Annotated in this window: 14 protein-coding genes; 6 read left to right on the forward strand and 8 right to left on the reverse strand. The window is 36.5% G+C overall.

The genetic code is table 11. The annotated features are described in order from the left end of the window. The first annotated feature begins 92 nt into the window (after positions 1-92). Complete coding sequence (locus tag ACTDJC_RS10365) at positions 93-470, forward strand: Ig-like domain-containing protein (protein ID WP_440603319.1); 378 nt, start codon at positions 93-95, stop codon at positions 468-470. A 52-nt stretch (positions 471-522) separates the two neighbouring features. Here ACTDJC_RS10365 and ACTDJC_RS10370 read toward each other — a convergent pair whose 3' ends face one another. Next, a complete protein-coding gene (locus ACTDJC_RS10370; protein ID WP_440603320.1) occupies positions 523-1,434 on the reverse strand; it encodes a DMT family transporter in 912 nt (303 codons plus the stop codon). Positions 1,435-1,573: 139 nt separating this feature from the next. On the opposite strand from ACTDJC_RS10370, the gene ACTDJC_RS10375 reads away from it, so the two are divergent. From ACTDJC_RS10375 to ACTDJC_RS10390, 4 genes are all read left to right on the forward strand, one after another. Continuing rightward, positions 1,574-2,305: an alpha/beta hydrolase gene (locus ACTDJC_RS10375; protein ID WP_440603321.1), complete on the forward strand. Its 732-nt coding sequence runs from the start codon at positions 1,574-1,576 to the stop codon at positions 2,303-2,305. A 90-nt stretch (positions 2,306-2,395) separates the two neighbouring features. Further along, positions 2,396-2,911 (forward strand): YjcG family protein, encoded by a 516-nt coding sequence (locus tag ACTDJC_RS10380; RefSeq protein WP_098310748.1) that lies wholly within the window; start codon positions 2,396-2,398, stop codon positions 2,909-2,911. Between the two features lie 4 nt (positions 2,912-2,915). Beyond that, on the forward strand, positions 2,916-3,338 hold the full coding sequence (locus ACTDJC_RS10385) for a GNAT family N-acetyltransferase (protein WP_440603322.1): 423 nt from the start codon (positions 2,916-2,918) through the stop codon (positions 3,336-3,338). Between the two features lie 507 nt (positions 3,339-3,845). Next, entirely contained in the window at positions 3,846-5,903 is a 2,058-nt protein-coding gene (locus ACTDJC_RS10390) for an ATP-dependent helicase (protein ID WP_440603323.1), read from the forward strand. A 187-nt stretch (positions 5,904-6,090) separates the two neighbouring features. Here the strand turns inward: ACTDJC_RS10390 and ACTDJC_RS10395 are convergent, their stop codons facing one another. Together ACTDJC_RS10395 and ACTDJC_RS10400 are read right to left on the reverse strand one after the other, a co-directional pair. Then, on the reverse strand, positions 6,091-6,255 hold the full coding sequence (locus tag ACTDJC_RS10395; RefSeq protein WP_440603324.1) for a cytochrome C oxidase subunit III: 165 nt from the start codon (positions 6,253-6,255) through the stop codon (positions 6,091-6,093). 73 nt (positions 6,256-6,328) lie between these two features. Then, positions 6,329-6,688 (reverse strand): DUF1360 domain-containing protein, encoded by a 360-nt coding sequence (locus ACTDJC_RS10400; protein WP_098310744.1) that lies wholly within the window; start codon positions 6,686-6,688, stop codon positions 6,329-6,331. Positions 6,689-6,823: 135 nt separating this feature from the next. Here ACTDJC_RS10400 and ACTDJC_RS10405 point away from each other — a divergent pair, with 135 nt between their 5' ends. Beyond that, entirely contained in the window at positions 6,824-7,279 is a 456-nt protein-coding gene (locus ACTDJC_RS10405) for a CotY/CotZ family spore coat protein (RefSeq protein WP_098310743.1), read from the forward strand. A gap of 53 nt (positions 7,280-7,332) precedes the next feature. On the opposite strand, the gene ACTDJC_RS10410 is transcribed toward ACTDJC_RS10405, so the two are convergent. The 5 genes from ACTDJC_RS10410 to ACTDJC_RS10430 form a co-directional block, all read right to left on the reverse strand. Next, positions 7,333-7,956: a CotO family spore coat protein gene (locus ACTDJC_RS10410; RefSeq protein WP_440603325.1), complete on the reverse strand. Its 624-nt coding sequence runs from the start codon at positions 7,954-7,956 to the stop codon at positions 7,333-7,335. A 1,018-nt stretch (positions 7,957-8,974) separates the two neighbouring features. Then, positions 8,975-9,889 carry an NAD-dependent epimerase/dehydratase family protein gene (locus ACTDJC_RS10415; RefSeq protein WP_440603326.1) on the reverse strand — a complete coding sequence of 305 codons (915 nt, stop codon included), beginning with the start codon at positions 9,887-9,889 and terminating at the stop codon, positions 8,975-8,977. A gap of 644 nt (positions 9,890-10,533) precedes the next feature. Continuing rightward, on the reverse strand, positions 10,534-11,490 hold the full coding sequence (locus ACTDJC_RS10420) for a hypothetical protein (RefSeq protein ID WP_440603327.1): 957 nt from the start codon (positions 11,488-11,490) through the stop codon (positions 10,534-10,536). Between the two features lie 313 nt (positions 11,491-11,803). Then, positions 11,804-12,451, reverse strand: coding sequence for a hypothetical protein (locus ACTDJC_RS10425; protein WP_098306233.1), 648 nt, complete (start codon positions 12,449-12,451; stop codon positions 11,804-11,806). Between the two features lie 552 nt (positions 12,452-13,003). Then, positions 13,004-13,279: a hypothetical protein gene (locus ACTDJC_RS10430; protein ID WP_309247648.1), complete on the reverse strand. Its 276-nt coding sequence runs from the start codon at positions 13,277-13,279 to the stop codon at positions 13,004-13,006. Between the last annotated feature and the right edge of the window lie 15 nt (positions 13,280-13,294).

Below are 13,294 nucleotides of genomic sequence, written 5' to 3' on the forward strand. Positions count from 1 at the left end.
ATTAACAAATTCTTTATATTATCTTAAATTAATCCTAACATTTTTTATGTATAGTATAACCAAAGACATTATACAGAAGGGAGACCGCTAACATGCTATCATCATTTCGCCTACAAAAACACTTTACAACTTCTTCATATGCTAAAACACAAACAGATACACCTCATATTAAACTTGTTCCTTCTGTTGTGCCGGTCATCGGCGTACAACTACACAAAGCTAAATTAAAGCTAAAAGCTGGACAACGTGCAGAACTTACAGCAGCTGTCCTTCCTTCTCTAGCAAGTAACCAAGATCTAATTTGGACGAGCAATAGTCCTGATATTGTAGAAATTAACGCTACAAAGCATAAAGCAATCGTAACAGGAAAACAAGCTGGACGAGCTGTTATTATTGTCACAACTGCAGAAGGAAAATTCCGTGACCTATGTATCGTCCACGTCCAACCGTATATAACAAAACCAAAATAAAGTGAAACTTCCAATAGCGGGAGTTTCACTTCTGTTCAATGCACGATAATAACTACGTCTTTTGCGTATATACTGTACCTTCTACTTGCTCTTTATATACGCTTTTTTGCTGTTGCAGTAAAAATATAGATACACCGCATAATACAAGCAGACTTCCTGCCACTTGCATTACATTTAATTTTTCACCTAGTAAAAAGAAAGCAAGAATTGTTGCACCAACAGGCTCCCCTAAAATACTCATAGATATTGTCGTCGCATTCACATAATTTAATAGCCAGTTATGAATCATTTGAGATACAGTTGGTACAGTTGCAAGTAAGAAAAATACAGTCCAGTCCCATGATGAATAACCTGTAAATGGAATTTGTAGCATCATGTTATAGACACTTAAAAATAAAGCTGCAAATGTAAAGACAGTAAAACTATATATCCAGTGGGACACTTTTTTCACTGTTGTTTGCCCAATAAATAAATATCCAACTACTGCAATCACACTTAAAAATGATAGTATATCACCTAAGATTGCTTCCCTACTCAGTCCTAAGTCTCCCCATCCAATACACCCTACACCAATAATTGCAATTCCCATTGTCGCAAGTGCAGCGAGTGTTGTTCTTTCTTTAAATAAGAAAAAACCTCCCACAAGAGATACGAGCGGCTGCAGTGCTAAAATGATCGTAGAACTTGCAACTGTTGTAAATTTTAACGATGCAAACCATAGAAGAAAATGCAATGCTAAAAAGAAACCAGATCCAATTAAAAATCCCCAGTCCTTTTTCTGAATTCTCGTAAATTCCTCTCTTCTCTTCCAAACAATAGGAAACATAATAAGCACAACAATCCATAAACGATACATACTTAAAACAGAAGATGGTGCTGTAGACATTTTTACAAAAATAGCCGCAAATGAAATCGTAATAATCGAAATCGCTAACGGCAGTGCAATTGATTTTGGTTGCTTCATATGTCATCTCCTTATCTATCCAAAATTCTCACTTCATTATAGCCCTTTCTTCTATTACTGAATACTAATTTTTTAGATTCTTCTCATTCTTATGCTAAAATAAAATTGTATTAACTTTTGACTTAGGGGAGATTACACAATGACACAAACAATAGGGAAAATTGAAGAACTTACATTTTACAGTAAATCATTGCAAGAAGAAATTTCGCTTCTCGTTTATTTACCAGCAAACTTCACGCCGCTTCATAAGCACACCATTGTAATTGCACAAGATGGAAGAGATTATTTTCAGCTAGGTAAAGCACATCGCGTGATAGAATCACTTCGTGAAACAGAAGAAATTGATCGAACTATTATTGTTGGTATCCCATATAAAGATGTACACGACCGAAAAGAAAAATATCATCCAAACGGATCACAAAATGACATGTACATTCGCTTTTTAGCTCACGAACTTGTTCCATATTTAGATGAGAAGTATCCAACGTATCAAATGGGGAAAGGCCGCGTTTTAATTGGAGATTCTTTAGGCGGTACAGTTTCATTTATGACAGCTCTTATGTATCCGCATACATTCGGTAAAGTGATTATGCAATCACCATTCGTTAATGAATCTGTGTTAGAACGTGCCAAAACATTTACTCAACCACAAACGTTAGATTTATACCATATTATCGGTACAGAAGAAACAAATGTAAAAACAACAGATGGCAATATTTCTGATTTTGTAGCACCAAACCGAGAATTGCATAATCTTCTCATAGAAAAGGGATTTACAACCTATTACGAAGAGTTCAATGGTAATCATACATGGAAATATTGGCAAAAAAACTTGCCACATGCATTTTCTCATATGCTATCAATGAAATAATACACAGTATTTTTCAGAATCATCTGATATAATAAAGGAGAGTTTTTTCATAAAAACATTTTACGTTCAGACAAGGGGAGGAATTTGGAGATGAAACTAGGTATTGTAATTTTTCCATCAAAAATGATTCAAGATAAAGCAAATGGTCTGCGTAAGCGTTACGATCCACATTATGCATTAGTTCCACCGCATATTACATTAAAGGCACCTTTTGAAGTAGCCGATGAACAGCTAGGCGCTATTGTAACAGAGCTGCATACAATTGCAAGCAAAGCAAACACGTTTACACTACATGTTGGAAAAGTGAGCTCGTTTGCACCTGTAAATAATGTCATTTACTTTAAAGTGGAAAAAACACCAGAATTAACATTTCTAAATGAAGAAATGCATAGCGGAATATTCACACAAGATCGCGAATATGCTTTTGTGCCACACCTTACAATTGGACAACAATTATCAGATGCTGAACATGCTGATGTTTTAGGTCGCCTAAAAATGAAAGATTTCTATTATGAACAACCAATTGACCGTTTCCATTTAGTATATCAATTAGAAAATGATACATGGACAGTATATGAAACGTTCCATTTAGGAAAGGAGCAGTAATAAGTTGCAAGCAAAATTCGTACAAAATGAAGAAGAGCTAAAAGATGCATTCTCCGTTCGGAAACAAGTATTTGTGGACGAGCAAAATGTTTCGTCTGAAGAAGAATACGATGAATATGAACATGTCGCAAAACATGTTGTTTTATACGACGAAGATGTTCCAGTTGGTGCTGGTCGTTTTCGTATCGTTGACGGCATAGGAAAAATGGAACGTGTTTGTGTCCTATCCTCTCATCGTCAAAAAGGTGCTGGAAAAATCATTATGAATGCGTTAGAAGCTCTTGCGAAAGAAGAAGCTCTTCCAAAACTAAAACTTCATGCTCAAACACATGCTGAGCCGTTTTATAATAAGCTTGGATATGAAACAATTTCTGATGTGTTTATGGAAGCTGACATTCCGCATGTTGTGATGATAAAAAAACTATAAAAGAAGCGCTTGCTTAGCGCTTCTTTTTATAATTTCTACAATCATCTTGCGTTTTACGCACGCTCTCATCACATATGACTTTTCAACATATAAGTCGCTGCTATGAAGAAAACAAGTGACCTACACTTGTTTTTACCGTTGCACGGGGCAGAAAAAGAGGCTGACCACTTCTATGCATGGCCAGATCCTCTCGCTTCCCTAACAAAAAAAGGTCTTTTATTTCGTTTTTTCAACATGTAAGTCACGGCTACGCCAAACAAAAAGTAACCTGCACTCGTTTTCTCTCTTTGTTTTACCACCGCACGGGGCAGGAAAAGGTCCTGACCGCTTCTATGCACGGCCAGATCCTCTCACCCATCTAAAAAGAAAGGGGTTTTTATGTCGTTTTTTCAATTTGTATTTATATACTCCAAATTCAACCACATAACTGTCTCACTTTTTTACATTGCCATTTCCTCTATCTTCCGATAAAGTTATAAGTTGATGCTACTTATTGAAGGTGAAATTATGACTAAGGAAAATTTTTCGCAAAAATCATTAACACATTCGAATATACCTCGCGCAACTTATCATATTCCGAAAACATCTACCGATTTAATTGATCGAAACGATGCGGATGTTACCTATTTTCGTGCTCTTGAACAACAAGGAATACATTTAAATGAAAAACAATTAGAAGCTGTTCGTCAGACAGAAGGACCCGTTCTCACATTAGCTGGTGCTGGCAGCGGAAAAACGTCTGTCTTGACAACACGCGTTGGCTATTTAGTCAACGTAAAAGGCATTCACCCGCGTAACATTTTATTGCTTACGTTTACCCAAAAAGCTGCAGAAGAAATCCGAAGCCGCGTAGCAACATTACCTGGTATGACACCCGCAGCGAGCCAATATCTTGTTGCCGGAACGTTCCACTCTGTTTTCTTAAAATTACTTCGCAGCCAAGGATACAACCAACAAATTTTAGCAAATGAAAAGCATAAACAAATTATCGTAAAGAAAATTTTAAAAGAACTTCGTTTAAAAGATGACTATGATGCAGAAAGTATGCTAGCAATGATTTCACTTGAAAAAAATAAATTAAATAGACCGAAAGATGTACAAGCAAAAACACCTGTTGAACGTGAATTTCAAGAAGTATATCAACGCTATGAAGACGTAAAGCAAAGTCATCGCTATCTAGACTTTGATGATATTTTACTTGAAACGTTTTATTTACTAGAAAACAATGCCGCATTATTAACACAACTGCAAGGTCGCTTTCAATATATTGAAGTGGATGAATTTCAAGATACATCGTACGCCCAGTATGAAATTGTGAAACTATTAGCAGCACCGCAAAACAACTTATTTATCGCAGGAGACGATGATCAAGCGATCTACGGCTGGCGCGGAGCTAGTCATCAAATTATCCTTTCTTTCCCAAAGGAATTTGATGATACAACCATTATTACTTTAAATACAAACTATCGCTCCAATCCATACATAGTAGGACTTGGTAATGAAGTCATTAAGCTGAATCAAGAACGATTTAACAAAGAATTGTACACCGTTCACGAAGAAGGAATACAGCCATTTTATTCAAGGCCAGCAACAACATTAGATGAAGCGAATCAAATTTTACAACTTATTCAAGATAAAGTAGCAAGTGGTGAACGAAACTATTCAGACTTTTGCTTACTGTACCGGACTCATTCTGTAAGCCGCTCCTTGCTCGATCAGCTTACGATTCATAAAATTCCGTTTGTCAAATACGGGGCAAGCCAATCGTTTTATGAACACTCGCTCATAAAACCTGTATTAGATCAATTGCGGCTAGCCTTTGAACCTTTTCGTTTAGAATCACTTGCAAGCATTTTACCAACAATGTATATAGGCCGTGATGAATGTATATCATTTATTGAACGAGAACAATGGAAATACGGTGAAGGTCGCTTCCCTTCCCTTTTACATTTTCTTTTACTTAATCCGAACTTAAAACCGTTCCAAGTGAAGAAAGTTAATGATCGTATTGATTTCTTGAAATTTATTAAAGAGCTTGAACCGAAAAAAGCATTAAAAGAAATCATTAAAGGAAAAGGGCAATACTTAGACTATCTGCAAAGCAATGACCGCTCTTCCTTTACAATGCAAAAAGAAATACAAGAAGAAATGCTTGAAGAACTCATTGAATCTGCAAATCGCTTTTCGGATATTCCAGCGTACTTAGAATTTATAAACACAGCTATTCAAATTCAAAAAGAAATGGAAACATTAAAAACACGAGCACAGCAAGATGCTGTATCGCTTATGTCTATTCATAACGCCAAAGGTCTTGAATTTCCATGTGTTTTCTTACTCGGTGCAAGCGATGGGATATTACCGCATTCTTCATCCTTAAAAGACGCAAACGATCGCGTCACTGATACTTCGGAAGCATTAGAGGAAGAACGACGCTTAGCATACGTTGCTATTACGCGCGCAAAAGAAGAATTGTACATTTCTTCTCCGCAATTTTTTAGAGGGAAGAAACTTGATGTTTCTAGATTTTTATTTTTGACAAGGGATGATCTACAAAAAACAAAATAACAAATGAAATGATTTCTGCCCGCGAATAGCGGGATGAAACTTTCTGAAATACAATCATCCTGCAAAACAAAAAATACCTTGGTTTTCCTTACAAAGAGGATAAAACAAGGTATTTTTTATTTTATTTTTCATAAAATGAACCTTCTATCAGTGGGAATTTTTTCATCCCCTAAACCTCTTTTGATTGTTACTGATTTTTCTTTTTATTTCCGCTGCAGTTACAACCTTGTTTCTTTATATATCCTAGTTGTTCTAGTTGTTGCTGCTGATTCAGCTGCCCTTGTTGCTGTTGCTGCATTTTGTACCAATTTTGAAGATTATTGTATGGATTAGGTTGCTGATAATTCGCCATGGCAAACATCTCCTCTATTTTTTAACGCTCTCTTTAGTATATGAACAACCCTTCTGTTTCGTTCCTTCATTTCTCAATTCCCCATCATTCGACTCACAATCGTCTCAATAATCGCTGCAACCCCAGCAACTGCTAATAACAAAATAATTGGCTCTGCTACTTTAGGAATCCATTCATAACACAAAAGCAATAGAGCGCTCGCCCATATTCCTGTACACCAATAGCAACTTAACAATTCACCAAAAAATTTACGTAAGCCCGTTTCTCTTATTTTCATATACGTTGAAACCGTACCATCCTCCTCTGTAATCTGTATTTCTTCAATAAAAGGCGCACGTATAAAAGACGTAATCTTATCATAGACCAAAAGGTGTGTTAACCGAAATACTGCAAATGAGAAAATAAAAAACATAAGCCAACTTTCAAAAAGCAAGTTCCTCATCCCCTTTTCTTTTCATCTAAATACAGGCTTATCCTTTGAAAAAAACAACTTTAGAGCAGTAACAGATTTACCCCGCATTCAATATTCTAGTAGTGTAATCAAAACTTATGATAAGGAGTGAAAAGAATGGGTAACAATGATGACAAAAAAGTTATAAACATCAATTGCGTATGTGATGTTGTAAACTTCATCAATGAATTACAAGATTGCGCAACAAGCACATGCCCGACAGGATGCGATGTTCCATTCCTTGGTGCACATCAAGGCTCTAGACTCGCAAATACTCGCCCATTTGTCTTATTTAATAGCGGAGGAGAACCATTCAAAGTATTTGTTGGTTCTGGTAGCATTAAAAAATGCTATTCGTACATTTACCGTGTAGAAAGTGTAGACGACTGCACTGCAGTATTACGTGCATTAGAAGTACACAGTCAAGATCAAAAAGATTGTGAAGAGCCAGTTTGTGCCTTCTTAAACAATCCCAACGCTACACTACAGGCAACAAATTCTGTTGTAACTGTTGATTTAAATTGTTTCTGTGCAATTCAATGCCTACGTGACGCACACGTTTCAGGCGTATAATATGTAAACCCAAAAACTATTGAGGTGGTAGGATTCCTACCACCTTTCGCACATTATAGCCCCATCATGCGAATGGATACGACATCTTCTATATTTAGGATGAAATTCCCAATTCGGTTCGATACTACCATTTGCAGCACCCCATTTTCATAAGAAGCAATAACCCCTACATAAGAAGCTTTCTCTGTTTTCACCATACATTTCACACTTGGTATATAATGTGGTCGATTTAATAAGAAATAAATTTTCTCTTCATTATTCATATCTTTAAACGATTTATTCTGCCACGTACTGCTTGAAGATTCTACAAATTGTTCATCATTTTGTTTTGGTTGATTCTCTTCCGCTACATTCGCGTACGTGTTATGTTGATCAACAACATCTATCTCCGGTTCATCCGTTTGCATGTTTTGTGGATCAACGACATCTATCTCCGGTTCATCCGTTTGCATGTTTTGTGGATCAACGACATCTATCTCCGGTTCATCCGTTTGCATGTGTTGTGGATCAACGACATCTATCTCCGGTTCATTCGTTTGCACGTTGTGTGGATCAACGACATCTATCTCCGGTTCATTCGTTTGCACGTTGTGTGGATCAACGACATCTATCTCCAGTTCATTCGTTTGCATGTGTTGTGGATCAACGACATCTATCTCCGGTACGTCCGTTTGCATGTGTTGTGGATCAACGANTGTGGATCAACGACATCTATCTCCGGTTCATTCGTTTGCATGTGTTGTGGATCAACGACATCTATCTCCGGTACGTCCGTTTGCATGTGTTGTGGATCAACGATATCTATCTCCGGTTCATCCGTTTGCATGTGTTGTTGTTCAACAACATCTATCTCCGGTTCATCCGTTTGCATGTTTTGTGGATCAGCTACGTTTACCTCCTCTACAATATGGTGAGTCTGTTCACTATTTTCAACATGATCTATTTCGTTTTCCTGTGTTTCAGCCGTTTGTTCTGTCTGTTTCACAATCACACTCCGCTGCACATGGCGCTGAAGTTTAAATAAATCCAAACGATGAGTATATAATAACGGTTGATTTTTCCCTTCCTTTATTTGTTTGTCCGCCATCCCCAATCCCCCTCTTTACTGAAACGTACGTTATTACAGTTATATTCATACTGGGCGGAGAAGTTTCATTAAAAATCTATTCTTTATCTATCTACATAAGGTACATTCCCTATTTTTTATAAAGTAAAACTTCCATCAGTGGGGGTTTTCTTCATTCCCACTGATGATTAGTTGAACCAATCGACCACATGCCAGCAGTTATCCCCTACCTATCTTCCTTGCTTCTCTCTGAATCTTGAGGTGGGGGTCTTACTGCCCGCGAATAGCGGGATAAACAAGAGGATTAAAAGCTAAGAAAATACCCATATTATGAAAAAGAACACGAAAGAAAAGCTTAATCTATTTACGATATAAGCTTTTCTTCCTAATTTAAGTTATATGTTATAGATATCGTGAACTACTTTTTGAAAGTACAGGTGTTCAACAAGTGTATGCTTCACATGCAGTTTCCGGTTCTCCCTATTGATAACAAATCTAAGGAATTATAGAAAGCAGATATTTCTGTAATTAATAAACAACTCTGACTCTAGGATCATTTTTAAAAGCATTCGTAATGTTTTATAGAGAATATAATAATTTCCAATTTTAGTGTATTACATGCAATTGCTTTATTTTTTACGGAAGAAGGAAATCGTCTCTTCCAATCCTTGAAGTAATGAAAACTTTGGATCCCAATTTAAGTATTTTCTAGCTTTATTATTTAATAGATAGCTATGAACAATATCCCCTGGTCTTTCCTCTTTGTATATTCTTTTATTTTCTATTTTCATTAAGCTATAGATTATATCCAGCAGTTCATTGACTGAAGTTTGTTGATTCGAGCTAATATTACATATTTGATTGTCAGCATTCCTAAGAGCCAAAAAGTTAGCATATGCTACATCTTTAACAAAGATAAAATCTCTTGTTTGATTTCCATCACCATATATAATTGGACTATCATTCTTTAATAAACGGTCAATAAAAACGGAAATAACACCAGCTTCTCCATTTGTATCCTGCCTTGTACCATACACATTGGAATATCTAAGAATTGTGTACTTTAAACCCGAAAGTTTTGCAAATAATTGAATATATGTTTCACTGGTCAATTTCGATAAACCATAAAATGATACAGGATTATGATCATGATTCTCATCAATAGGTAAATATTTAGGATTACCGTATACAGCAGCAGTTGATGCGTGGATAATTTTTTTCACGTTATACTTTATACAAGATTGTAGAATATTTACAGTCGCCATGATATTTTCACTACAATCGTAAAGTGGCTGTTTTACAGATTCCTGCACAGAAACCTGCGCCGCTTGATGTATTACAAAGTCTGGTTTTTCTATCATAAAAATTTTATCAATATCAGGATCTCGTACATCAAAATGATAAAAAGCAACTCCCGATGGAATATGATACTTATGCCCAGTAGCTAAATTATCAATAACTACTGTCTCTATATTGTTTTCCAATAAGGATTCAACAATATGTGAACCAATAAAACCTGCCCCGCCTGTGACTAAAACTTTCAAATATTTACCCTCCCCAAAAACTATATTTCTTTACATATAAGACAAGTAAAAATCTCTGTTTTTTAATTAATGAAGTTATCATTTCTATAAAATCAATATTGTTACAATTTATGTAAACTTTTTCTACAGTATGCTCTATAGTTCATTAATATCAGCTTAAAGCAGCTAACAAACAATGATGCTTTTGTTTTCCTGTGTTTCAGCAGTTTGTTCTATCTATTTCACAATCACACTTTTCTGCATATGAAGCTGAAGTTTATATAAAGTGAAACTTCCATCAGCGGGGGATTCTTCATCCCCTACTGATGGAAAGCTCCCACCAATCGGGCTTTTACGGGCAGTAAGACCCCCACCTAGCTTCTTCGCTTCTCTCTAAATCTTGAGGTGGGGGTCTTACTGCCCACGAATAGCGGGATAAATCCGAATGATGACTGTATAATAACGGTTGATTTTTTCCTTCTTTTATTTGTTTACCTGCCAACTTAATAGCCTTATCCGAAAGTCACAGATGTCTATATCGTCTAGTTCATGATGGTGCCTAAACTGGCAATCAAAGCTTTGTTCTATCTTTGCATATAAAAAGACCTCAATAATCATAAAGAGTCGAGAGGTCTCTATGTTTTCTTATTGCTTACTTAGAGAGACTAGTCAGAAAGTGAGGTTGGGTGACAAGGTGAGATCGGATTACAATCGTTGCAATCATTCTTTCTAATACAAACCTTGACAATTTCTTTTTCAATAACTTTCCAGAATACCTCAACAGTGCTTCCTGCTTTATATCCTGGGCGTGTTCCGAAATTTTGTGGTCTTGGTGTACCGTTACATAAAACGGCAAATCCACAAACTTCGAAATGGTCTCCTTCGTTTGCATCATCACGGTCAATGATACATTGGAATTCTCTTTCGTCACAAATGACTTTCTTACATCGTTTTCCTTTTTCATCCACAGCTATGAACGTAATTTTTTTCGCTAGCGAGCCGCAAATGATGACTTTTTCAGGGCAAACATCTTCAACAACAGGCGGTTGTGTGAAAAACACCTCAGTTTTAACGTCATGCCCAACTAATGCAGGCGGAACGAGCTTTGTTTTAAATTCAACGACTACTTGACAGCAAGTTTGCGGGTTTGGAATCGGGCATACAGTTGGCGTTGTTGTTACAGGACCAAAAGAGCCACTTAAACAGATACTATCATTTCCCTCGATACCTTTGAAATGTAATCCAATGCTTTGGAACTGTGCCTCCGTAAACGGTGTAGTGGAACAAATAACAAATGTACCCGAATTACCCGGATTAATTCTTTGTGATTGCGTTTTAAACTTTTGTACAATATCGGAATTCGGGAGACAACCTCTAAGACATTTCCCGCCACTTAAAGAGCCTTCATTTCCTGGGCCTGACACCTGGGTAAATGGACCCGGGTTATTCACAGTTAAACCTAAAGAATCTATGAAACCTTTACTGCTCGGACTATTGGTTACTATAATTTCTGCGCACCCAGCATTTGGTCCGCTATTTATGATATTTACTGTAACGGTTGCTCGTAAAAGGGGAGCAGCTGAACATGGACCATTTCCCGTAATAATTGCAACTACTGACATATCAGTTTTACACTCCTTTTTAATAAATTTGAATGTAAAAAAAGAAAAAAATCTATTTCTGTCGAATTCCCCTCTTTTTCAAACTATAGTATGTGTTTACAATAATAATGGTTTGGATAAATTCATCATTGTGAGTCTTTTATTTGGTCCTTCATGATTCTTTCATTCATAATGAACGGGTCTGTTATAAGATGAATTAGTTTTTTCATCTTTCGTTGTTACACTTCGTCGTTCAGTTGCTGATTCTATCCCGTAAAGCAAAATAAAACCCCCATCAGTCGAATACTGATGGGGGTTTCTGTCAATAGTTGGTTTATCTTACTTTTTCAATACATACCTTAACAATATCTTTTTCTACAAAATTAAAGGCGACTGAATGATCTTGTCCGCCAAAATTTGCTTCATGCGCGAAAACCTCGCACAAAATACCCTGATGGATAATACGGAATTGATCCCCTTCCTTGATGCCATCCTGTTGAGTAATACCGCATTGATCATCCCCTTCCTTCTTATCATTTTGTTCAATCAGACATTGAAATGGGACATCGTCTTTAATTACATGGTTCTCAACCTCACAACCATCTATTACTGCCGTATAGGTTATGGTTTTATGAATCACACCACAAATAACAACCACTTCCGGACATACCTTTTCAATGTTAGCTACTACCGTTTTAGTGGCACGGGCAGTTCCCCTTTTTGCAGGAGGCACCAGTTGCGTCTTATGCTCCACTATAATTTTACAACATAATTCTTTCCGAGGAATACGGGGTGAAAACGCACAAATACAATGACAACTTAATGTTCTAATAGCTCCATTACAATCTTTCCCTGTAATACACCCATCCTCAGGATCAAATTTTATAAAAGTCAGGGTGATCATTCTAGAGGCTCCCCTTAATAAAAAATCAACCTCAATTCCTGGTATTAAGTTACATAATTGATTACAAAAACCATTCATTTCGAGCACCTCCTTCACTTAAATTTCGGTACTATATTATTTTATGTCATTATCATTGTTGTTGTATGGGCATGCAAATAGGCGGATAAGCCTTGATATAACTAAATGGATCCGCCAATCATTTCTGTAATTGTGCTGACGACTTGTGATGACTTTTTTGATCTTACTGTTTGTATGTTCTAAGGTATGTTAAAGAATCTCAATGGGTTACTGTAACGCCATAGTCGATTTTTACAGTGCGGGAATTGAGAACATTCTTATTAAATTCGCGGAGCAGGAAATACTCTATAACTTTATCTTTAAAAATGTAACATTTGAATTTATAATTTTAATCATTGGATAAAGTGAAACTTCCATTAGTGGGGGTTTTCTTCATCCCCCACTGATGGTTAGTTGAACCAATCGAGCTTTTACGGGCAGTTATCCCCCACCTAGCTTCTTCGCTTCTCTCAATCTTGAGGTGGGGGTCTTACTGCCCGCGAATAGCGGGATAAGTGATAATCTAACTCTTTCCTCCCTACTCTTATTCTCGATGCCAACCGTTATCATTGCCTAGTTTGGTCCTACTAATGAGAAACTGTAACAGAAGTGTACCGTATAACCGATATGAAGGTGCTCTGTATGATATCGGGAACGCCGTAGTACTCCTCTGTTAGAATACAAATTAGCCAATGGAATCAGCATCGCTGCACTGGTTCCATTCCTATTGTCTAATCCCATTCCTTTTGCTACATTAGTAATATTAATATTCAACTGATTACACAACTTTGCTAGTTCATTAATATAAGAGACTTTCAAATTCAAAAATGAGTTCGCTTCATATTTAATCGACTCTACTGCTCT

Source organism: Bacillus sp. GB_SG_008 (genome assembly GCF_052038115.1).
In the GTDB taxonomy this organism is placed as follows: domain Bacteria; phylum Bacillota; class Bacilli; order Bacillales; family Bacillaceae_G; genus Bacillus_A; species Bacillus_A rhizoplanae.